General features: G+C 29.7%; 13 protein-coding genes. 9 read left to right on the plus strand and 4 right to left on the minus strand.

Going from position 1 to position 23,852, the window contains the following annotated elements:
* Window positions 1–112: 112 nt before the first annotated feature.
* From udk to J9309_RS13445, 6 genes are all read left to right on the plus strand, one after another.
* The gene (gene udk, locus J9309_RS13420; RefSeq protein WP_394369285.1) at window positions 113–769 is read left to right on the plus strand and encodes a uridine kinase; all 657 of its coding nucleotides are present in this window, start codon (window positions 113–115) and stop codon (window positions 767–769) included.
* Window positions 766–1,143, plus strand: a complete 378-nt coding sequence (locus tag J9309_RS13425; protein ID WP_230476392.1) for an FtsB family cell division protein — start codon at window positions 766–768, stop codon at window positions 1,141–1,143. Before udk ends, J9309_RS13425 begins: the two co-directional genes overlap by 4 nt.
* The gene (locus J9309_RS13430) at window positions 1,136–2,413 is read left to right on the plus strand and encodes a methylmalonyl-CoA mutase family protein (RefSeq protein WP_230476393.1); all 1,278 of its coding nucleotides are present in this window, start codon (window positions 1,136–1,138) and stop codon (window positions 2,411–2,413) included. Before J9309_RS13425 ends, J9309_RS13430 begins: the two co-directional genes overlap by 8 nt.
* A gap of 26 nt (window positions 2,414–2,439) precedes the next feature.
* Window positions 2,440–3,609 (plus strand): class I SAM-dependent methyltransferase, encoded by a 1,170-nt coding sequence (locus J9309_RS13435; RefSeq protein WP_230476394.1) that lies wholly within the window; start codon window positions 2,440–2,442, stop codon window positions 3,607–3,609.
* A 97-nt stretch (window positions 3,610–3,706) separates the two neighbouring features.
* Window positions 3,707–5,812, plus strand: a complete 2,106-nt coding sequence (locus tag J9309_RS13440; protein WP_230476395.1) for an FUSC family protein — start codon at window positions 3,707–3,709, stop codon at window positions 5,810–5,812.
* Between the two features lie 36 nt (window positions 5,813–5,848).
* Window positions 5,849–7,645: an ABC transporter ATP-binding protein gene (locus J9309_RS13445; protein WP_230476396.1), complete on the plus strand. Its 1,797-nt coding sequence runs from the start codon at window positions 5,849–5,851 to the stop codon at window positions 7,643–7,645.
* Between the two features lie 33 nt (window positions 7,646–7,678).
* On the opposite strand, the gene J9309_RS13450 is transcribed toward J9309_RS13445, so the two are convergent.
* Complete coding sequence (locus J9309_RS13450) at window positions 7,679–8,482, minus strand: hypothetical protein (protein WP_230476397.1); 804 nt, start codon at window positions 8,480–8,482, stop codon at window positions 7,679–7,681.
* Between the two features lie 96 nt (window positions 8,483–8,578).
* On the opposite strand from J9309_RS13450, the gene J9309_RS13455 reads away from it, so the two are divergent.
* Complete coding sequence (locus tag J9309_RS13455; RefSeq protein WP_230476398.1) at window positions 8,579–9,271, plus strand: hypothetical protein; 693 nt, start codon at window positions 8,579–8,581, stop codon at window positions 9,269–9,271.
* 185 nt (window positions 9,272–9,456) lie between these two features.
* Window positions 9,457–11,349, plus strand: a complete 1,893-nt coding sequence (locus J9309_RS13460) for an ABC-F family ATP-binding cassette domain-containing protein (protein ID WP_230476399.1) — start codon at window positions 9,457–9,459, stop codon at window positions 11,347–11,349.
* A gap of 114 nt (window positions 11,350–11,463) precedes the next feature.
* On the opposite strand, the gene J9309_RS13465 is transcribed toward J9309_RS13460, so the two are convergent.
* A complete protein-coding gene (locus J9309_RS13465) occupies window positions 11,464–16,368 on the minus strand; it encodes a T9SS type B sorting domain-containing protein (protein ID WP_230476400.1) in 4,905 nt (1,634 codons plus the stop codon).
* A 211-nt stretch (window positions 16,369–16,579) separates the two neighbouring features.
* Entirely contained in the window at window positions 16,580–20,296 is a 3,717-nt protein-coding gene (locus J9309_RS13470) for a metallophosphoesterase (protein ID WP_230476401.1), read from the minus strand.
* 24 nt (window positions 20,297–20,320) lie between these two features.
* Between J9309_RS13470 and J9309_RS13475 the strand changes: the two genes are divergently transcribed.
* Window positions 20,321–21,511 (plus strand): Pycsar system effector family protein, encoded by a 1,191-nt coding sequence (locus J9309_RS13475; protein ID WP_317192136.1) that lies wholly within the window; start codon window positions 20,321–20,323, stop codon window positions 21,509–21,511.
* On the opposite strand, the gene J9309_RS13480 is transcribed toward J9309_RS13475, so the two are convergent.
* Complete coding sequence (locus J9309_RS13480; protein ID WP_230476402.1) at window positions 21,508–23,805, minus strand: hypothetical protein; 2,298 nt, start codon at window positions 23,803–23,805, stop codon at window positions 21,508–21,510. The genes J9309_RS13475 and J9309_RS13480 overlap by 4 nt on opposite strands.
* Window positions 23,806–23,852 lie beyond the last annotated feature (47 nt).

Below are 23,852 nucleotides of genomic sequence, written 5' to 3' on the forward strand. Positions count from 1 at the left end.
TTGACTTCATTCCAAATAAGACTGTAAGAAAATTGATTTAATTGGTTTCATAATTGATATTTTTTTATCTTTAGATGATATTTATTAAAATCAAATCTTGCCAGTAAATAAAATGGAAAATAATAACAAAAATACACGTTCAAAAATGTTAGTTATAGGAATTGCAGGAGGAACTGGTTCAGGGAAAACAACAGTAGTTAATAATATTTTACGCGACTTAGATACAGAAAGCGTTATTGTAATCTCTCAAGATAATTATTACAGAGATAATCACGATATGCCTTTAGAGGAGCGAGCTAAAATTAACTTCGATCACCCAAGATCTATTGATTTTGATTTATTAAAACAACATGTTCGCGCGCTAAAAAACGGAGAAACAATCGAACAACCTGTATATTCATTTATTACACACACACGTACAGGAGAAACTATTTTAACACACCCGCAATCTGTAATTATAGTGGAAGGAATTTTAGTTTTAACAGATGCTGAATTACGTGAATTATTCGACGTTACAATTTTTGTACACGCAGATTCTGATGAAAGATTAATTCGTCGTGCTCGTCGTGATATCCAAGAAAGAGGACGTGATTTAGATGAGGTTTTAACGCGTTACCAAGAGACATTAAAACCAATGCATCAACAATTTATTGAACCATCTAAAAATTACGCTGATATAATTATTCCTAACATGAAAAAAGGACATTCTGTTGCGGTTAAAATTTTATCATCAGTAATTAAAGAAAAACTGAACACATCTAAAAAATGAAAAAATTAGACGAAAAAATTACATCTTCAAAGAAATTTGAAAAATATAAATCTTACATCAAATGGCTAAAATATGTGATTAATCCATATGTTATAGCGAGTGTATGTTTTATTATTTGGATGGCTTTTTTCGATCAAAATTCATTAATTACACATAAGGAATTAGATAAGCAAATTCGTGAATTAGAGGCGGATCAAAAATATTTTGAACAACATCTAAAAAACGAAAATGCAAAATTAAAACTTCTACAAGACAATCCTGCTGAAATTGAACGTATCGCTCGTGAGAAATTCTTTTTAAAGAAAGACAACGAAGATATTTTTATCATTCAACAAGAAGTCCGTAAAAAACCACAAAACACAACAAATGAGTAATTTATTTGATAACTTTAACGCCGTTTCTGAAAAAGAATGGAAAAATAAAGTACAAGTTGAATTAAAAGGATTAGAGTATAACGAAACTTTGGTTTGGGGTACTAACGATCAAATTAATGTAAAACCAGTTTACACGAAAACTGACATTAATTATTCAGAAATTCAACCATTACCACGTAAAAATTCAGATTGGAAAATCATTTCTAATTATACAGAAAATGAAAACCAAGATTTTACTTTTTTATATGGTTATGAAATTCAATACAATCAACTAAAAGCAAATAAAAATATTCCTAATTATTTAGATTTATTTATCAATTTAGATGAAACAAACGCGATTGATGGTTTAGACGATCTAAAAAACTTAAAATATTTAAACCTAGATATTTTTGGATATTACGCTCAAAATGGACTTTGGCAAACTGACACAAAGGAAGAAGCTTTCGAATTAGTTAAAAAAGCGATTGCAAATCCACATTTTACTAAAGCGATTGCAATACAAGGTGAAGTTTACCAAAATACTGGTGCGACTCATGTGCAACAATTAGCAATCACGTTGTCTCATGCCGTAGAATATTTAGAAACTTTCGGTTCTGAAATTGCTGACAAAATGTATTTTCGTTTTGCTGTTGGAAGTAATTATTTCTTCGAAATTGCTAAACTTCGTGCCTTTCGTTTCCTTTGGAAATTAATTTTAGACCAGTATAATACTGAAAGTGAAGCGGTTATTTATACAACTAATTCAACTAGAAATAAATCAAAATTAGATCTTTACAATAATGTAATTCGTTCAACTGTAGAAGCAAATGCGGCTATTTTAGGAGGAAGTGATGTTATCAACATCCAATCGTATGATGCTTTATACGAAACAACAGATTTTGGTTTGGAATTAGCTGCTAAACAACAACTATTATTACAAAAAGAGTCGAACTTAGATCAATTTACAGATCCTGTTGCGGGTTCTTATTATATAGAAAATTTAACAAATCAAATGGCCGAAAACGCGTTAGAATTATTCAAAACAATTCAAAACGTTGGAGGATTTACAAAAGCTTTAGAAAATGAAACAATTCAAGATTTCATTTATTCTAGTGCCAAGAAAGAACAAAAAGAATTTGATGCAAACGAAATTAACTTAATCGGGGTGAACAAATACAAAAATCCTGAAGAAAAGTTAGAAGTTAATAAGAAGGCAAAAATTGTAAAACCAGCCTTATTTGTACCAATTGTACCAAGTCGTTTAGCTGAAAAAATTGAAAAAAATTCATAATAAAATCTGATTTAAAGGCGATTTTAATGATTAACAATACTATATTAACTCCTGAATTTCAGGAGTTTTTACTTTTAATAGAAAAAGAAGATATACGATCGATTGGTTTAAAAAAATCGCCTTTTGATGAGGTTACTTCTGCTGAAGTTGCGCAACAACTAAAAGGACTACAAGTAGCAAAACATAAATTTCCTACCTTTTATCAAACGAAAGGAATCTACTTTCCTCCTTCTGTAAATTTGGAACAAGCTAGTTCGGAAGCAACTGCTAATTATAAAGCTTCGTTGGTTAGCGGTAAAAAATTAATTGATTTAACTGCAGGTTTAGGAATAGATTCTATTGCTTTTTCAAATTCATTTGAAAATGTAATTCACATTGAAAAAAATTCAGATTTAAGTCAAATCGTATCTCATAACGTTTCTGTTTTAAACCGAAATATCAAATGTTATAATGGAACTTTCGAAGATTATTTTGAACAAAATCCAAATGAGAAATTTGATGTAATTTATTTAGATCCAGCGCGTAGAAATGATTCGGGCCGAAAATTTATTTTAGAAGATTTAGAACCAAATATCTTAGAATATATTCCTATTTTCTTCGAGAAAAGTAATCAAATTATGGTCAAACTTTCTCCTTTATTGGATTTATCTTTAACCATACAGCAAATTCCTTCTATTAAAGAAATTCATATTGTTGCGCTTAAAAATGAAGTGAAAGATTTCTTGATTTTATTAGAAAAAGATTTAGTTACATCTAACCCAAAAATTGTATGTGTTAATTTAGAATCTAATCAAGATGAATTTTCATACAATTTTGAAGATGAAGCTATATCGTACGCTTCCTTCGGAGGATTAAAAAAATATATTTACGAGCCAAATGTTTCCATTTTAAAAGCTGGAGCTTTTAAGAATATTTGTTCAAAATTTGATGTTTTAAAACTGCATCAAAACACACATTTATATACTTCGGATGAATTGATTGAAAATTTCCCAGGTCGTATTTTTGAAATTCAAGAAATTATCAAAAATCCAAAGAAAGAAATTACCAAATCAAAAGCGAATCTTTTAGTTAAAAATTATCCAGATTCTATAGACGTTATTAAGAAAAAATTTAAAATTAACGACGGCGGAAATATTACATTAATTTTTACACAAAGTATTGAAGGAATTCATATCTTAAAAACTACAAAAATCTAAAGTTCTAATTTAAAATCTAATTATTTTTGTAGTTAACAATCATAAGTCAATACCATTGCAATACAAAATTAAAATAGAGAATTTTATAAATAGTGAAATGTTTTCAGACGGTCTGAAAACTGCATTTTCTATTATTTTACCTCCTTTAATTTTAGGTTTTTTTGGAAGAATAGATATTGGAGTCAACATCTCTTTAGGAGTAATTTTGACACATATTTGTGATATTCCAGGCATCATGAAAGATAGACGAAACTTCATGATTCTTTCTATCATTTGCACATTTATTATATCATTCGCTACTAAAACTTTATCTGATATCACTTGGCTTATTTTTGGTATTTTACCAATTATCACATTCTCTATGTCGATGCTAACCGTATATGGTCAACGTGCGACAAATTTAGGAATGTCGGTGATGCTTTGCTATGTCATGTCACTTTCTAATTCTACTGCTGGCGGAAATTTTTCACCGATAGAAAATTCATTAATGATTTTGGCTGGTGGATTATGGTATTTGTTTATTAGTTTGTCAATTTCTCAGTTCAGACCCTATAAAATGGCTCAACAAGCTTTAGCAGATTGTATGAATCATGTAGCTGAGTATAATCGAATTAAAGGAAAATACTATGAAACAACATTAGATTTTGAGAAAACTACACAAGAACTTTTAGAAGAACAAATCTTGATTAATGAGAAACAAGATTTAGTTCGAGAATTAGTTTACAACAATAAAAAATTAGTAAAAGATACTACGGTAATTGGTCGATCTTTAGTATTTACTTTTTCGGATTTAAATGATATTTTCGAGAGTTTTAATGCAACACATTTCGAGTATGAAAAAATGCACGAAAAGTTCGGACAAGATGAAGTTTATAGGCAAATAAATCGTATTTGTAACAAAACTTCTTTGGAATTAAAATCTATAGCTTTTCACATCAATACATCAAGAATTCCTAAATCGAAATTTGATTTTGAAAAAGAACTTTTTAAATTAAAAGAACAAATTGATTTATATGATGATGAGGATAAAATTGTTTTAAACAACGTTTATTTAAACTTAAAGCATATTGTTCAGAAAATTGGTTTCATTCATCGTTTTTTTCATGAAAAAAATGTAAAAGAAATTAAAAAGAATCCTTACGAACATTTAGAGCATTTTACCTCTCCGAAGGAATATACACTAAAAAAATTAAGAGATCATTTAAATTTTAAATCCTCAATTTTTAGACATGCTTTGCGCTTAAGTATTGTCATGATAATTGGTTTTTTAACCACATTTTTAGTATCAAATTCAGAACATAGTTATTGGATTCTGTTAACGATTCTCGTAATTATGAAACCTGGTTTTAGTGTAACTAAAAAACGAAATTATCAGCGACTTTTAGGAACTATTTTTGGAGGATTAATCGGGATTTTTGTAGTTTATTTTATTACAAATCTTCAAATTAAATTCGTTATTATGCTGATCTTGATGATTTTTGCATATACTTATTTACGACATATTTACGTAATCGGAACGCTCTTTCTTACCGCTTATATTCTTATTTCGTTTAGCTTTTTAACCGAATATAATACATTTGATATAATTGGTGAACGTTTGATGGATACGTTGATTGGAGGCTCTTTGGCTTTTGTTTCAAGTTATCTGATATTTCCTTCGTGGGAAAGTAAAAACATACATCAAACTTTTCAAAAAGCATTAATTTCTAATTACGAATTTTTATTTCGAATTTTTTCTTATGTTATTCGTCGTGATATGAATATGACGGATTATAAATTAGCTCGAAAAAATGTCTATGTCAATATGGCAAACGTTACATCCATATTTCAGCGTGTAATTTCTGAACCAAAAAAATCGAACATTAATGCGAAAGAATTAAACCGATTTACCATTTTTAATCATTCCTTTGTTTCTTACACATTAGGTTTATTGGAATTAATGCAGCGTAAGAAAAATTTACACGTTAAAACAGAACATATTGATTTAATGATTAAAATTTTAAATGATTTACTTGCAGTCATTGTGATTTTTGGTGAACATAAAACTTCATATCATCCAAATGATTTATTAAATGATTTTCAAATGCCAATTTTATACCACGAAATTGAAGGTAGAGAACCAGATTTAATTATGGAAATTTTAGAATTGATAGAAGAAATTGTATTTGATTTAAGAAAAGTTTCTCAAAAAATGAATTGGTAAAAATTTTTCGCTAAATTACATAACAGACTTTACTTTATGAATTTAGCTGAATTATTTAAAAATCTAAAACCATACGTTTGGCCCTATAAAAGACTTGTAATAGCCACTTTAACCTTAACACTTATAGGTTCATTTGCTGCGCAGGTAAACGCTTTAATCTTACAATACACGGTAGATTCTGTCAACGAATTAGTTGAAGCCGGAAAAGGATTAGAAGCCGGATTTAAAATTTTAACCTTTATTTCAATCGTTTTATTGGTTAAAGAAATTTTAAATCTCTTTATCACATTTGGTCAAAAATATTTCGGAGAAAAACTTCGCATTTATGTTTCAAGGGATTTAGCACAAGCCATTATCGAGAAAATCTTGACTTATCGTATGGCTTTTTACACGAATCAAGATAATCAATCTGGAAAACTACAAACTAGAATTGATCGTGGAATTGAAAGTTTAACTCGATTGGTTCAGAATTTCTTTATCGATATTTTACCACTTTTTGCAAATTCTATCGTTGCCTTATTTTTAATGTTTAATGCTAACGTTTACGTTGGTTTAGTCGGACTTTGTATTATACCAATTTATTTTTGGATTACGCAAAGACAAGCGGTTAAATTAGGCGATTGGCGAAGAAATTTGCGTAATTATCGTGAACAAAAATCGCAAGGAATTATCGGAATTATAGATTCTATAACGGTGATAAAATCGTTCAATCGTGAAAATATTGAAGCAAAAAAACAATTAGACATTCAGCATCAATTAACCGAAAATCAATTACAAACTCGTAAAACAAGTTTTTTTTATGACGGAATCAAAACCTTTATAGAACAAATTGGTGTCGTACTTATCATCATTCTTACAGCATATTTGGTTTTAGATGATCAAATGACAATTGGTGCAATTATGTTTCATATATTATTATTTAATAATGTGTCTGCTCCTATCCGTCAATTACACCGAATTTATGATGAAATGAATGACGCTATGATTTATTCTGAAAGTTTTTTTAGTATTATAAATGCTAAGGAAGAAACTGAAACATCAGGAAAATATATTCCAACAGAATTAAAAGGTGAATTTAAAATTGAAAATGTAGATTTTTATTATCCCAACGGATTACACGCCTTAAAAAATATTAATATGACTATTCAGCCTAATAAAATTACTGCATTGGTAGGATTATCGGGCGCTGGAAAAAGTACTGTGATCAATTTATTAGATAAATTTTATGTTCCAAACAAAGGTAAAATTTATTTAGATGGAGTCGATATTGAAGAATATGACACAAAATATTTAAGAGAAAATATTGGTTTAGTTCTACAAAAAAATCATATTTTCAACGGTAGTATTGAAGAAAATATACGCTACGGAAATATTGATGCAACTGAAGAAGAAATTATTGATGCAGCAAGAAAAGCGTATATACATGATCAGATTTTATTACTTCCAGAAGGTTATCAATCCAAAGCATTATTGCTTTCGGGTGGTCAACAACAACGTATTGCAATCGCAAGAATGTTCCTGAAAAATCCACCAATTATCTTTTTAGATGAACCTACTGCGAGTTTGGATGCAATTGCAACGGAACAGATAAAAAATAGTTTAGATGCAATTAAAAAAGGTCGTACAGTTATTATTATTTCTCACAGTATTTCCCAAATTATTGATGCCGATTATACGTATGTGATGAAACAAGGCGAAGTTGTAGAAGACGGTACGCATGATGAAGTTTATAAAATGAATGGTACCTACAAAGAAATTTTTGATGCGATGGCAAAAAGCTTAAATATTGAAAAAATTGCCAAAACTATGGACGATGATGAAGAAAATTATTAATAAAAAAACACAACTCAATCGAGTTGCGTTTTCCTATTTGATAGGCTTTATATTTTCTAAATAATGATTAATTGTAGATAAACGATTAATTAAATCATAGTAAGTTGGAGAAATTTCATCATCCAAATCATCTTTGTGTACCAGTTTATTATTTTTATAAAATTCTATTTTATTAGTTGATTTACCACAGATTATGAATTCATTTTTTACTTTTTTTGGTAATGTAAAATCTATTGCATCAACTTTTTGCAGAATTAATTTTAGATAAGCTTTATTTACTTGTGCTTTCTCATTTCTTATTAAATCATCGTATCGAAATTTTTTATATTCAATTGAACCGTTCTTCTTTAATGAAAATTTCACTCGAACTGTAGCTCCATTATAATTAGTCTCAGAAAATCGAATCTCATCATAGTCCAAAAGATTGGTATTAACTTTTTGGCGAACTAATAAATATCCTTCAGAAAAAATCGTGTCTTTAGTTACCTTATTTATCTTCAAGATAGGCTCCATTTTATTATTCTTTGGATATTCATAATAAATAATTGAATTTTTAATTTCAAACGTAGAATAATCTCCAAAATATTCTATTGAATCTTTCTCACCATCATAATAAAAATACGAATTCGAATTATAAATAGAATCTCCTTCGAAACTGTAAACTGGATTTCTAAAATGAGGCAAAGGTTCTGGCAATGGTTCTTCCATTTCCTTATCTTTATAATAGTCTGGATTATCAAACATTATCCAAGTTCCTTGTAGAGCTTCATTCAATTTTTTATCTGTGGTATTACAAGAAAAAAATGCTAAAAATAATAGTGCAATCAAATACTTCATTAAAATTTATTGGAGTAAATAAATTTAATATTTCAAAATTATAATTATAATTTAAACATTTTTTTAACTAACTTTAATACAGTAAGTTGGTTGTATATGTTAAGATTTTTTATAATAATAGGTTTTACATCTTTATTATTTAATGGATGTAAAAAAGAAAAACAAGAAGTTACTCTTGAAAATAAGTCATTAAATGCAGACACAGAATTGTCGTATGAATATGCCATAGATGTTCCAGTGAATAATCCTGGAGTTATAATTCAAATCGATTCGTTAACTTTTTTTCAATCTGAATCTTTACAAAAAGATCATTCTGAAAAAACTAAAAATCTAATTCATAAAATTCAAAACCTCAAAAAGAATTTTGATGTATATGATGTGGTTAAAACCAACACAATTAAAATTTTAGACGACAACAAATACACTTTTACCATAATTGATAATTTTAAAAATATTGATTTTCCTGACGAAACAATCAACAAGCAAAATGTAAAGAATCTTATCGATTTTAAAGATTTAAAAAATAATTTCGAACAAGATGATTTAATTTTAATCAATGTAAAAAATGGCTTTGATTACAACGAAGAAGATCATAACCAATATGTCGCTAAAACTTATGTTTACATTTATATATTAAATTCTAAACACGAAATTTTAAAATTCTCAGAATCAATAGCTGGCACAAAATACATCGAAGATTCTTATGAAACCTTAACTTCAGATTATTTGGCACAAATAATGAAGCAATCGATTGAAAATACAATGGATATTATCGATAAAAAATATTAACATTGAACTATGCGGTCATTCATTATGACCTATAAAATTGGAAGTCCTGAAATTATAAATAGTTTCAGGATTTTTTATTTCACTAATTTAAAAACAACTTTTCAAATTGCTTTGTATTATCTTTGGCTATTCTAACATTTAAAGTAAGAATTAAACTACTTTGAATTAAATATTAAGCAATTATCATGAATTTTCTTACAGTTGAAAATCTAACAAAATCATACGGAATCCGAACTTTATTTCACGATGTAAACTTCCACGTTAACGAAGGCGACCAAATTGCATTCGTTGCAAAAAACGGAAGTGGAAAATCGACATTATTAAAAATCTTAGCAGGATTAGAAACACCTGATTCTGGTGAAGTTCGCCCAGGAAAAGGGGTTAAAATATTAATGTTAGATCAAAGTGATGATTTCGATCCAAATTTAAAAGCTGAAGAATATATATTTAATCATTCAAACGAAGTTTTAGATGTTGTTCGTCAATACGATATGATGTTGGAAAATGATCCATCTAACCCAGAATTGATTGATTTAATGGCTAAAATGGACGTTTTAGATGCTTGGAAAGTAGAACCAGTAATTAAAGAAATCTTATCCAAATTAAAAATTGATTTCTTAGATCAAAACATTGGTAAACTTTCTGGTGGTCAACGTAAACGTATTTCTTTAGCTAAATTTTTAATTGATTTAAGTTTTGAAAAAGGTTATGTACTTTTAATCTTAGATGAGCCAACCAACCATTTAGATATTGAGATGGTTGAATGGTTAGAATATTTCTTGAATAAGGAAAACAAAACGTTGATTTTAGTAACGCACGACCGATATTTCTTAGATGCTATTTGTACAAAAATCTTGGAAATGGAAGACAAAACATTGTACGTACATTCAGGAAATTACGAAACTTATATTACCAATAAAGCGTTACGTATCGACAATCAAAACGCATCTATAGATAAAGCAAAAAACTTATACCGTAAGGAAATTGAGTGGATGCGTCGTCAGCCAAAAGCACGAACAACAAAATCTAAATCGAGAATTGATGCTTTTTATGATACTGAAAAAGCTGCAAAGCATAAAATAGTAGATCAAAAAGTAAAATTAGAGATGGTGATGACTCGTTTAGGTCAGAAAATCATCGAGATGGAAAATGTTTCAAAGGCTTTTGGACAAAAGAAAATTTTAGACAATTTCTCTTATATTTTTGCCCGTGGTGGTAAAATTGGTTTAGTTGGAAAAAATGGAGTTGGAAAAACAACATTTCTTAAAATGTTAGAAGGAATTGAAACTCCTGATTCAGGAAATATCGAACGTGGTGACACGTTAAATATTGGACATTTTAAACAAGAAGGAATTCAATTTAAAGATGATGTTCGTGTAATAGAATTCGTAAAAGATATTGCAGATTTCTTTCCACTTTCTAATGGGAAAGAAATGCGTGCTGAACAATTTTTAGAGATGTTCTTGTTTTCGCCAGAAACACAACATACTTATATTTCTAAATTAAGTGGTGGCGAAAAGAAACGTTTACAATTATTGGCAATTCTGTATAAAAATCCTAATTTCTTGATTTTAGATGAGCCAACAAATGATTTAGACTTACCTACTTTAACCGTATTAGAAAGTTTCTTAGAAGAATACCAAGGTTGTTTATTAGTGGTTTCTCACGACCGTTATTTTATGGATAAGGTGGTTGATGAATTAATGATTTTTGAAGGAGAAGGTAAAATATCTCGCTACATGGGAACTTACACCGAATTCCATATCGAAAATAAAAACAAGCCTGAGACGACAGAAAAGAAAATTGAAGAAGAAATTATCATTGCTGAAAAGGTGACTGAAAAACCAAAAATTAGCGATAATAAACCTCGTAAATTATCTTACAAAGAGCAACGAGAATTGGAGCAAATCAATAAAGATTTACCAGTATTAGAAGCTAAAAAAGAAGAGTTAACAAACTTACTTTCTGATCCAAATTTAGCTTATGATAAGATTGCAACTATTGGCGAAGAATTACAAAAAATAGTAGACGAAATTGAAGAAAAAGAATTTCGTTGGTTAGAATTATCTGAAGAATAATCTGAAGAACTAACTATAAAAAAAACCTCATCCAATGGATGAGGTTTTTTTCATTTACAATTTTGCATAAAAAAGGTCGGTTTTTAAACCGACCTTTTTTCATATTAGGATTGCTTATTCTTTATTTTTTAAAGTTATGCTTCCTGTAAATTTAATTGCTTGTACAACTCCGTCACCAACAATATCAATTGTGAACCAGTAATCTGTAGTTGGTAATGGTTTACCATTTACTTTACCATCCCATTTGATGTCTTGGTTATCGTTTTGTTCGTAAAGAATTTTACCAAAACGATCGAAGATTTTTACATCCACATTTTGACTTAACAAGATCGGTTTAATTCTCCAAACATCATTCATACCATCGTTATTTGGTGAGAAGAATGTAGGAATATCAATTACCTCTACTGTTTGAATCATGTAAACACAATTTCCTACTTTAACGTAGATGTCATAGCTTCTACCTCTTTGTGGAATATCTAATACGTTAGACGTTTGGTAATTGATACCATCTAAAGAGTATTGTAATAATCCTGGAGTATAGCTAGGATCACGAACTACATTAACAGTAATTGTATTAGCTGCAACGATAATTTCAGAAACAACTGGTGGTGGGAAATTAGCTAATTCAAAAGTATATTCTGTTGTACATCCTGAAGCGTTTGTAACGTTTACAGTGTACATACCGAATGTAGATAATCTAAATTTTCTATTTCCTAAGTTTACCACATTTTCACCAGTTAAAGTAATTGTATAATTAGAGTAACGAGATAAATCTAATACAAATTCTTCGTCTTCACAGATGTAGTATTTGTCTTCTAATTCAATCGCTGGATTTTCATTTACAACATATTCGAAAGTTGAATATCCTGGACATAATCCAGCTGCTTCAAATTTCACGAAGATCGTTCCTCTTCTTGTAGATGTAGTCCAAACCGTTGGATTTAAGATTTCATTAGTTCCATTTTGTAAGTCAGCTAATGTTGGGAAGTAAGATAAAATATATCCACTTGGAACATTAAACTGTGGTCTAATTAAAGTTAAATCAAATTCATTCACTCCATTTGGACCTTCACAAATTTCTAATGGTCTATTTGCTGGTGCAATATTAATTGCATTTCCTTCTACAAGCGTAATTGCTTTGTGAACAAAACATCCTGCAGCAGTAGTTGCTTTTACCCAAATTTGAGCTGGTAAACGTGTTAAATATACATCAGATGTAATTTCATTTCTACCTGCTAATAAATCAGCTTCAGTCGCGTAGAATCCTAAAGTAATTCCTGAATAATTTTCTAAAACTACACCAGATAATGCAACTAAATCTAATTCGTAATCACCATCTACATTTGTATCACAAACATTGTATGTATTAACATTTGTAAATACTGGAAGCGGATTAACTGTAACATCAATTGTGTACACTTTAGTACATCCAGAAGCAGTTACAACATTGATTGTATAAGTAGCTGTTGATGATAATTCAAAAACATTTGGTCTAATAATATTTACCGTTCCTCCTGTCACTGTGATTGTATAGGCTGTGTAAGCAGATAAATCTAATACATAAGTTTCTCCTTCACAGATTTCAACAGCCGCATCGATTGTAATTTCTGGTAACTCGTTAATTAAATAATTGAACGATGTGATTGCTGGACAGAATCCATTTTGCTCAAAACGAACATAAATAATTCCTGCATTATCAGCTGGTGTAAATGCCGCTGGGTTTGCAATTGCATTTGTATTCGCTTGTGCATCTTCTAATGAAGTGAAGTATTTAATCGTAACACCATTTGCAACATTAAAGAATGATGCCATAGACGTTAAATTCAACACCGTTCCACCTTCAACTTCACATACTTCTAATGTTTGTGATGTTGGTGTAAATACCACTGCATCATTTGCAATGTAATCTACAGATGTTATTGTGAAACACTCACCTATTGCATTTGCTCTAATCCAAATTTTACCTGGTAAATTTGTAAAGATATACTCATCTCCAGTTAATTCATTTGTACCTGCATTTGCATCAGCTTCTGTTGCATATAATTTAATCTCGAATTGGTTACCAACATTTGCTTGTGCAATAGCTCTTAATTGAACTAAATCAGCAACAAATTGTCCATCAAAATTGTCATCACATAATTCAATAGAATTAATTGCTGTGAAAACTGGTTTTGTCGTAACATTTAATTCTAATACATACTCTCTTTCACATCCAGATGCAGTTGTAACTGTAATTGTATAATTTCCAGTTTCAGATAATTGATAAACTTTATTTCTAATTTCTACTGCGTTTCCAGAAACTGTAAAAGTATAATTTGTGTAAGAAGATAAATCTAAAATATAAACTTCACCTTCACAAATTGTAACTGATGGAACAACATCAACCACTGGTAATGGATTTACTACAAAATTGAATGATGTAATTGCTGCACAGAATCCTTCTTGTTCGAATCGAACATAAATTATTCCTGCTGTTTCAGCAGTTGTGTATGCTGCTGGATTTGCAATTACATTTGTATTTGCTTGTGCATCTTCTAAAGAAGTGAAATATTTAATCACAACTCCATTCGCTACGTTAAATAACGGAGCCATAGAAGTTAAGTTTAATTCAACTGTTGTAGAACCTTCTACTTCACAAACTTCTAAAACTTGGTTAGTAGCTGTATAAGCAACTTCTTGTCCTGCGATTACATCAATTGAAGAAACTCCAAAACATTCACCTTGTGAATTAGCTCTGATCCAAACTTTTGATGGTAAAGTAGTAACTATGAAAACATCTCCAGTTAATTCATTCGTATCCGCATTTGCGTCAGCTTCTGTTGCATATAATTTAATTGTATAAGCATTACCAACGTTAGCTTGAGCTAATGTTCTGATTTGTGATAAATTGATTTCATATTGACCATCAAAATTATCATCACAAACTTGGATCGCATCAAATGGAGTGAATGTTGGTACTGGAACAATTGTTACAACGAAGTTGTAAATATTTGTACAACCTGAAGCGGTAGTAACTGTAATTGTGTAAGTTCCCGCTTCAGAAAATTGATAAACCTTATCACTAACCTCAACTACATTTCCAGAAATTGTGAAAGTATAATTTGCATAAGCTGATAAATCTAAAGAGAATGTTTCTCCCTCACAGAATACAACTTCTTCAACAACTTCTATCGTTGGTAAATCAATTGCTATGAATTGGAATGGAACAATAGCATCACATTTACCTTCTTCTGATAAATGAAGATATAAAGTTCCTGATGTTTCTGTCGTTGTCCAAGTTGTTGGATTTGTAATTTCATTAGTTAATGCAATAGCATCTTCTCTCGTTGGGAAATATTTTACAGTAACACCTGTTGGTAAAGCCAACTGCGGCAATACATTTGATAAATTAAATGTAGTTCCTTCTGGATTGATACATTCTTCGATTGCAGCTGTAGGTTCTGTAAAAGTAATAGCTTCTCCCATTTGAACTGGAACTTCACCAATACTAAAACATCTACCATCGTTACTAGCTCTTACCCATAAAGATTGACCGATTGGCACTTGAACAATTCCTCCGTCTACTGGATTTGTTTGGTTGTTCGCGTCATCTTCAGATAAGTAAAATGTAAAATCATACTCACCGATGTTATTTCCTAAGTAAGTTCTGATATCGTCTAAATCAATCTCGTAACTTCCATTAAAATCAGAATCACAAACAGTAAAAGTGTCGTAAAACTCAACAATTGGAGTCTCTAATACATTGATATCTATAAATGCTTCTGAAGTACAACTTCCTTTTCCTACTACGACACGAATTCTACCTGAATCCATAACTTCGTAGCTAGAAGGATTTGTAATTAATGTATTTCCTACATAATATTTAAAATCATAGTTTGAACCTTCCGCAGCAAAATAAGATTCGTATTCAGTTAAGTTGATGATATCACCATAACATACGTCTAAATCTTTTTCTGTTTGTAAAAGTTCAACACGAACAATTTCTAAACGAACTGGTAAAATTTTAGTACATTTTAAATTTCCTTCACCTAAATCATACTCTAGACGAACGTAATATGTACCATTAATACCATTATGATTTGCCCACTGATTTCTTGCAATTAACCCAGCAGTTCCATTTGCTTCAGCTTGCGCTAAAGATCTATAGAATTTAATGCTTACTAATTGATCATCTAAAAATTGTTGTGGAATAGCTTCCGCAAGATTAAATGTTCCTAAAGCAACACCTGTTTGTGGATTTTCTCCAGCAAAACATCCATAAATAATATCTTCCTCTAATCTTAATGGTTTTAACCCGATAAGCGTCAACTTAACAATATCTAAATTTCCATTAGGTAATTCAAAAGTTAAGAAAACATCTTTCCCTGTCTCTGAATAAGGTAATTGTAAAATATGCTCAGTTAATCTATTTTCAGGTAAGTTTGTATTAGCGTGTTGTTCAGTTTCATAAAAATGATAATTGTAATTCGTATTAGGAGTACGTAATTCATCAACATAACTATCTAAATCGAAAGTAGCTAAATTTGTTACTTCATCAATACACTCGTACTCTTTAACAGCACAGTCTAATTCAGATGTACCACCAAATCCCATTCCTGACCCATCACCATTTCCAAAGTTATCAATACCTATGATAATGATGTCTCCAACCTCTGTATCATAGTGTCTTTCTAATCCATCACCTTCTACTCCACGGCATAATGTTGGTGCATTAAGTCTAAGACCTACTGTTCTACCTTGGCCAGCTGTATTTCTATTTCCTCTATCTGCTGGAGGTAGACGATTATAAGTAGCAAGTGGAATTGTCTCAACGTTTTCTACGTTAAAATCATTATAATTAGCATGTCCTGGAGATAATTTCCAAGATAAGAAATCATAATCTACACCTGGATCTTCTGGAGTAATTTGAAAGGTGAAAGTACCTGCCCTTCTAATTTTCACGACACGAAATTGTATTCTATCCGTATATCCTGTAGAACATGTAGATCGTACATTAATACCTGGTACAGGCTGAATCACAATACCGGTAATTTCTTCTGCAGAACAGACACTGATAGAGAAAGGGTTCCCCGTGTCTTGACTAAATACAGGAATAGTGCTTATACAAGTAAGAAGTATAAGCACCACCCTAAAGTAGAGTAATTTTATCATATTAGTGTGTTAATTATTAGTGTGATAAATAAACGAACAATACGTTTATTTATTATTAACAATTTTAACACTTTTTTAGCTAAAAACCAAAATTTAAACCAAATACAATTCGACCTGGGTCAGATCCTTTAAAATATGAAACACGAGCCGTAATCATTTGAGCTCCGTTTAACCAAATTCCACTTCCATATGAAGAGTGCCATTTATTGTTTACTTCCTCATCATACCAAGCTCTACCGTAGTCAAAACCAGCATATAAACCTAATCTCATAGGCACACCTGCTTTGATTTTAAGTAAATCCATTCGGATATCAGAAGTATGTAAAAGTGTTCTATCTCCTACAAATCTACCATTACGGTAACCACGTAAATCTTGATCGCCTCCTAAGATTGCACCCTGATAAAATTCATATCCATTACCAAAAATAGCTTTACCTTTTAACATGGAAGCAACTGTCAATCTACCATTTGCAGAAAGTTTATGTGTAAATCCAAGATTAACTTCAGAAAAAATAAAATTATTTTCTAACTTTTCGTTATTTGTAACCCATTTTGCATGAGCCAAAAATGTCATACCTAAAGTTGGTAAAGATTCGTTATCGTAATTTCTGAATAAATAATTTGCACCGATTTCAGTAAAATTTTGTCCTCTAAAAACCTCATTACTAACATCTGGAGAAACAGCCACGATACGATCATGATTATCTTCTACTTTTATAAATTTATAATTCGCGAATAAATCCATTCGGCCTTCATTTCTGAAGATTTTATATAAAGATGGTCCTAATTCGTAACTCTGTTGACGAACTCGGTTATAATTCATACCTAATTGTTTCTGATGATTAGGAGTATTGTTACCTAAACCGAAGAAATTAGTACTGAACGCTGGCGAAGTGTATCGACCATTAATGTCTAAATTCCATTTTCCAAATGCTTTAATAAATGTTCCTTTATAATTTGCCTCTATACCTTCTGTTGCAAAAAAGTAATTTAACTTTAAAGTATGACGAGATGAAAATGGTTTACGATCAAAACCATTGAATGTATAAGTCGGTGATAAACCTATTTTTAATCCATCATCAGGATTGTATCCAATATTAGGCAACATTGTAAAAACATTATACATTGGCATTTTATAATCATAGGTATTTATCTCGTAATCGTTCACTAATTTCTTTTGAGTTAAAAAAGAGGAAGCTTCAGTCGAATTTCCATTTTTATAATCGTAAACATTAACGTTTCTATACTTTTTAACTTCATAAATATCATCATCAATTCCGCCAATTAAACGAACTTTAATCGGATTCGTTGGCTTACCTTCTACAATAAATTTATCGGTATCATTTAAACCATAAATTCGAATCTCCTTCGTTAATTGTTTATCAAAAACATGATCTAATATCAATTTTTTATCATCACCAGAAAATATTTTCACTTGCGTTTTACCCTTTGGTAAGCGAGTTACAATAACTTCATCTTTCTCATTTGTTCCTTTTAAAATAACAATTTTTGATAAGACTTTGTGATATTGCTCGGCGAAATCTTGTAATTTATTTTTTCGAGCTATAATATTTTCAATTACCTCATTGTCATATTCATTCTTAACTTCGTTTGGAAGATTTTCGAAAGATTTTCTAATAACTTCTTCGATTAAATTATCTTGAATAAATTTGGCTTGAACCTTCCATGCTTCTAAATCAGATGCTTCTAAAATTGATAAATCAAGCGGATATGGTTCACGATTAAACCATTTTACACTTTTTATATCATCCTTAAAATCTTGCATATGTCTAAGAGGGGGAATTCCCATTATTGCTTTAAAAAATAAACCGTCGTAACGAGGAAATGCCTGATCTCTATCACGAGGAACTGGATAGTAAACAAGATCTTCACCTTTTTGAAATTCTGCCCAACGCCATTGATCTGAATGTCTGTCCCAATCGCCAATTAACATATCAAAAAGTCGAGCTTTCATATATGAATCTTTGTCTACATATATATTTTTACTTTTTTGTATGTTCGCTAACATATCATCCGTACTGATGATATCATTTGGAGATCCAAAACGATTTTTATCTCGATGTTCTACCATCGGACGTTCCTCTATCATATAAAGTTCATCCCCAAAACGTTCATTATACTCTTTAAGTGCAGTTTGTTTTGGGATATAATATAATTTGGGTTGTGCGTGTAAAATTCCTAGTTTTTCTTGCATTGGAGGAATAACCAATGGATAATATGGATTTGTAGTGGTATAAAAATCCATCAAAAACTTTTCAGTAAATGTATTTTCAAATTCATCTACCACATATTCATTTTTGAAAGCGACAGATTGTATAAACCTTGTTGCACTTTTTTTAACGGCACGCATATTATACTCTCTGTTCTCTTTATCAGCTAAACGCAAAGAATTTGTTTGATGTCCTCCTCCCATTCTGATTGGAGTTAAACCACCATAAATATTATTAAGATTAGCAGATTCAACAGCTATTTCTTTACTATAAATACTACGAAAATGACGACCAAAAAAGAATTTATAGATGTCATTTTTTTTCGTCATGTCTTTCGTATAGACTGAAGCTTTGGTAATACCTTCGAAAGAATTTTCATGTCCTGGATCAACATAAACTTTCTTTTCTGGATTTACTTTCTTTGATAAAATTAATTTAGAATCGTTTTCTTTAAATTCAAAAAAACGTATCTGAGTTGCTCCATTATCATAAGCATCTAAAATTGCATAACCCTTTTTCCCTAAGGAAAAATCATTTTTACCAACTGCTTTTGCTGCCTGTGCTTTAGAAGCTGAACCGCTAATAATTTGTCTTAAATTATTTTGCTGAACATATTGTAAATTATGATCATGACCTGATACTACGACAACATTTTCTCTGTCTTGCAACAAAGTATTAATGCGTGAAGCATAATTTCTATAAATAGAGTTTTGTACATCTTGTGGACTTAAACCTGATGTGGCGCGAATCAAATTAAGGAAACTACCAACAACTGGTAATGGCACATTATTATCAAAAGGAAATAATTGTTGTTTAAAACTATATTTACCTCCATGTGAACCATTTGTTACCAATGGATGATGAACTACTAAAAGCGTTGTTCTATTTTGGAATTTATTAAGTTGCGACTCGAATTCATCAAAAAATGCTTCTTTAGTTTTAATATCACACTTTTCATTGATTCCAGGATGTTGATCCCAATCTTCTAAATACCATTGAGAATCTAAAGTGATAATACCAATAGAATCGTTGACTTTGATCTTATCAATTCCGCAACCATCTTTGGGTAAGAATAATTTTTTTTGTTTAAAATTATCTTTTAAATATTTTTCTTGGGCTTTTAATCCATCCAAACCACTGTACCAATCATGATTTCCTGGTACGAACAGAGTTTTACCTTTAAAGTTTTTAGCTAATTCTAATTGTACATCTAACTTTTTACGACCTAAAACATTTTCTTCAGAATCTTTATTTGGATTTAATCCATTAGGATAAATATTATCTCCTAAGAAAATTAAATACGAAGCTGAATCTGCTTTAATTAAATCGTTTTTTAATATATTAAAATTGTTCTGATTTTCGGGTAAATCTAAATTACCCGCATCACCAATTAAGTAAAAAGATTGTATTTTTTTTCCTTTTACATTTTCAATCGGGTTATCCTTCAAATTTTTACCAAACTGCACTTTGTTTGTTGCACACGAAGCAAGTATTAAAGTAGATCCCAATAAGAGATAAAGAGGAGTATTTTTATTTATATTATTTAGGCTTAGGAGATTTTTCATACTTTTAAAAATAAAATTTGTACCATGATTAATCAGCTACAAAAAGTAGAAAATTACGTTTTTAAATTATTCAAAGATAACCTTTCTTTTAATTACACTTATCATAATTTTATGCATACGACAATGGTTGTTGAAGCTGCAAAATCTTTGATAAATAAATATGATTTAGACGAAAAACAAACACAAAATATCATAATAGCTGCATGGTTACACGACACAGGTTATACCGTTTCTGTCAATGAACACGAAAAATATAGTGTTGAGATTGCAAAACGTTATTTAACTGAAAATTTATTTTCTGAAGAAAGTATTAATGAAATTGAAAGTTTAATCTTAGTTACCAATTTAAACAACGAACCACAAAACATTTCTGAATCAATAATGAGAGATGCTGATTCTTTCCATTTAGGACATTCTGAATACAATAAATTCGCTGAATTGTTACGAATAGAAATTAAAAAAGTTCATAACAAAGAATTTTCAGATAATGATTGGCACCAAGAAAATCGAGATTTTTTTATTAATCAACATCGTTATTATACTGATGCAGCTAAAGAATTGTGGCAAAATCAAAAGGATATTAACTTGATTGCAATTCAAAGTAAAATAAACGAAATTGAATTGGTTGGTGAATCCATTAATAAATACGAATTAAAAAAGAAGAAATACGACAAAATCCAACAAATGGATCGTGGTGTCGATACACTTTTCAGAGTTACATTGAACAATCACACCAGATTAAGTGATATTGCAGATTCTAAAGCAAATATTTTATTATCTGTCAATGCAATTATTATTTCGATTGCTTTATCTACCTTAATTCCTAAATTATCAGCGCCAAAAAATGAATATTTAATTATACCTTCTTGTGTTTTATTAATTGCAAGTGTTACTTCTATCATCTTTGCTATACTTTCTACGAAACCTAATGTTACGTACGAAAATTTTACAGCAGACGATTTAAAGAAGAGAAAAGTAAATCTTTTATTCTTTGGAAACTTCTACCAAATGTCGCTTGATACTTATGAAGAAGCAATGAATGAATTGATGAAAGATCGTGATTATGTATACAATTCTTTGACCAGAGATTTATTTTATTTAGGAAAAGTTTTAGAAAGAAAGTATCGTTTATTAAGCATTACTTATACGATTTTTATGATCGGAACAATACTTTCTGTTTTAGCTTTTGGAATTGCTTTATTTATGAATTATTAATCGAATTTCACAATTAAATTATCATAATTTATTGGAACACGAATTGCCAATAAACCGCCAATTCCTTGCATATCGCCAACTTCCAAATATTCAATTTCATCAATTAAATATCCTTTTTTAATGAGTTCTTTGATGTAAATTGAATATTCATTTTTTAAATAATCATCTGTATAAATCACACATAATTTTCCTGGAATATTAATTCGTTCGTTAGAATCTTTAATAAACGCTTTATTGATTCTTTTCTTTATAATTTCGTATTTCGCATTATTATATCCATCAACATCAAAGCGCTTTTCGTCCATTTTAAAAACAATATCCAAACTCAAATTTGTAGCTAAAATTAACGATGCAACTTGCAAATCGATTTCTAAATTTGGTCTTAACAAATTGTATTGTTGTTCCATCGCAATCATAGCTTGTAATTGCCAAAATCGAATGGCTTTAACCTCTTGATACGAGAAATCTTTTTTCAAATCGATGGATTTCCCTACATATAAATTAAAATCAATTCCATCTGTTTTGAAACGTTCGTAATAATGTGGAAAAATAGATTGTGCTTCAATTTGGTAAGTATCTAATTTAGATGATAAAACTTCATTTAACCTAAAAATAGAATGATCAAATTTCTTACGTTCTATATAATATAATCCCGTAATTGGATCTAATTTCCCAAGATATTCAGCTATAATTGATTGGTCATTTTCTTTGGTATATTTCGGAATTTCAGCATGAATTTTCATTGTAATAAATTCAAAAATTTCTCGTTCAAAGTAAATTTTATCGACATGTTCAATTCTCTTTAGAAAATCTTTAAGTTGAACAATAAAATCTAAAAACTTTGAATCTTTTGATCGTTGAAATAATTCATCACAAATTTTAATTAAAAAATTTAGCTGATTCGTATAATCAATCTTCATACATTGGTTGCGTAGAAATGATGAACCGCGAACGTCAATTTCTCCATACATCGGATACACATCTTGAAACTTAATTTTAAAATTCTTTTGAAAAGAATCTGGATTTAAAATAACTTCTTTTGCTCGCTTCTTAAATTTCCATTCGACACTTGGATGCAATGAAGTATATTCGGTTTGGATAAAAGAATTTACTTGATGATCAAATTCATTATAATATCTAAAAAGTGAATCTTCTATCAACGGAAGTATCTCACGAATTTGATTGGCATTGATACGATTAAAAGCTCCTACTTTTGAAGATACGATTTCTAAAATCCCTAAAAATTCTCCATTTTTTCGTAGAGGATACATGATAATACTATTAAAACCATTGGCCATTAAATTTTTCGCTAAAAGATCATCGGGATTATTTTTTAAGTAGGATTCTGCATTAGAAATCACAAAATAATCATCATGATTAGTAGAATTTGCATTACAAAATAAATTGCCGATATATAAAATTTTCGAATCATTTAAAACCAAACTTTTAGTCATGATCGGCATCTGAAAATCGATGATTGCATTGACTTCCGAATTAAATGAAGAAAATCCAATTTCTAAATCAGATAACCTGAATATTGATTTAAAAGAATTGATTACATCTTGATTAATCTGCTCAGATGTTTCTCTGTAAGTTAAAAGTCTTGTTTTTAGATTAGAAAGTGCAATATGCGGAGTATTATCAAACATCGTAGCTAAAACAATTCCTTTAATTACCCAGGAGTTAATTGGAAAATATTTATACCACAACTCGGTATTTTCGTAATTATTTAGCAACACATCAATTTGTTCTTCTGATAAATCGTAGGTAGAATTTTGTGGAAAAATTTCTAGATATTCAAAACTATACAACACAGTCAAATACGTTAGAAAACCTTTTCCATTATCGATTTCCAATAAATTTGTATGATCTAATTCTATGTTAACTTTATAATATTTAGAAAGTATAAAACAACAACATATTTTATAAAAATTTTCTTCAGTATAGTCATTAAAAAACAATTTAAAGGTAGTTCCTTGATCTTGAATAATCGCTTTTAAATCATCGCTTGGGAAGTAAAATTTATCAATTAACGGAAAACTCAAAGCTTTCAATGTGTTTCTCATTAAATATTTAGGCATTATACTTTCAATAATTGGCGCTATGATATTCAATTTTGATTCAAATTCTTGAATAGATTCTACCCCTTCAATTAACTCTGGAGCAATTGTTTTTATATGATCTACAATTGTTTTGAAGTCATCAAAATTAACTTCTGACGATTCTAACTCATCAATAATTCGACCAATTGAAAACTTGATTTTAAATGGTAATTGAAAATTCTCTCTAATCATAATTTGATAACTAAAATAAGAAAAGACTGCCGTAAAGCAGTCTTTTT

The organism is Faecalibacter bovis, assembly GCF_017948305.1.
GTDB lineage: Bacteria > Bacteroidota > Bacteroidia > Flavobacteriales > Weeksellaceae > Empedobacter > Empedobacter bovis.

Excerpts from the sequence above, each read along its gene's own strand:
- udk (WP_394369285.1), top strand. The coding sequence starts at position 113 with ATGGAAAATAATAACAAAAATACACGTTCAAAAATGTTAGTTATAGGA.
- J9309_RS13425 (WP_230476392.1), top strand. The coding sequence starts at position 766 with ATGAAAAAATTAGACGAAAAAATTACATCTTCAAAGAAATTTGAAAAA.
- J9309_RS13430 (WP_230476393.1), top strand. The coding sequence starts at position 1,136 with ATGAGTAATTTATTTGATAACTTTAACGCCGTTTCTGAAAAAGAATGG.
- J9309_RS13435 (WP_230476394.1), top strand. The coding sequence starts at position 2,440 with ATGATTAACAATACTATATTAACTCCTGAATTTCAGGAGTTTTTACTT.
- J9309_RS13440 (WP_230476395.1), top strand. The coding sequence starts at position 3,707 with ATGTTTTCAGACGGTCTGAAAACTGCATTTTCTATTATTTTACCTCCT.
- J9309_RS13445 (WP_230476396.1), top strand. The coding sequence starts at position 5,849 with ATGAATTTAGCTGAATTATTTAAAAATCTAAAACCATACGTTTGGCCC.
- J9309_RS13450 (WP_230476397.1), bottom strand. The coding sequence starts at position 8,482 with ATGAAGTATTTGATTGCACTATTATTTTTAGCATTTTTTTCTTGTAAT.
- J9309_RS13455 (WP_230476398.1), top strand. The coding sequence starts at position 8,579 with ATGTTAAGATTTTTTATAATAATAGGTTTTACATCTTTATTATTTAAT.
- J9309_RS13460 (WP_230476399.1), top strand. The coding sequence starts at position 9,457 with ATGAATTTTCTTACAGTTGAAAATCTAACAAAATCATACGGAATCCGA.
- J9309_RS13470 (WP_230476401.1), bottom strand. The coding sequence starts at position 20,296 with ATGAAAAATCTCCTAAGCCTAAATAATATAAATAAAAATACTCCTCTT.
- J9309_RS13475 (WP_317192136.1), top strand. The coding sequence starts at position 20,321 with ATGATTAATCAGCTACAAAAAGTAGAAAATTACGTTTTTAAATTATTC.
- J9309_RS13480 (WP_230476402.1), bottom strand. The coding sequence starts at position 23,805 with ATGATTAGAGAGAATTTTCAATTACCATTTAAAATCAAGTTTTCAATT.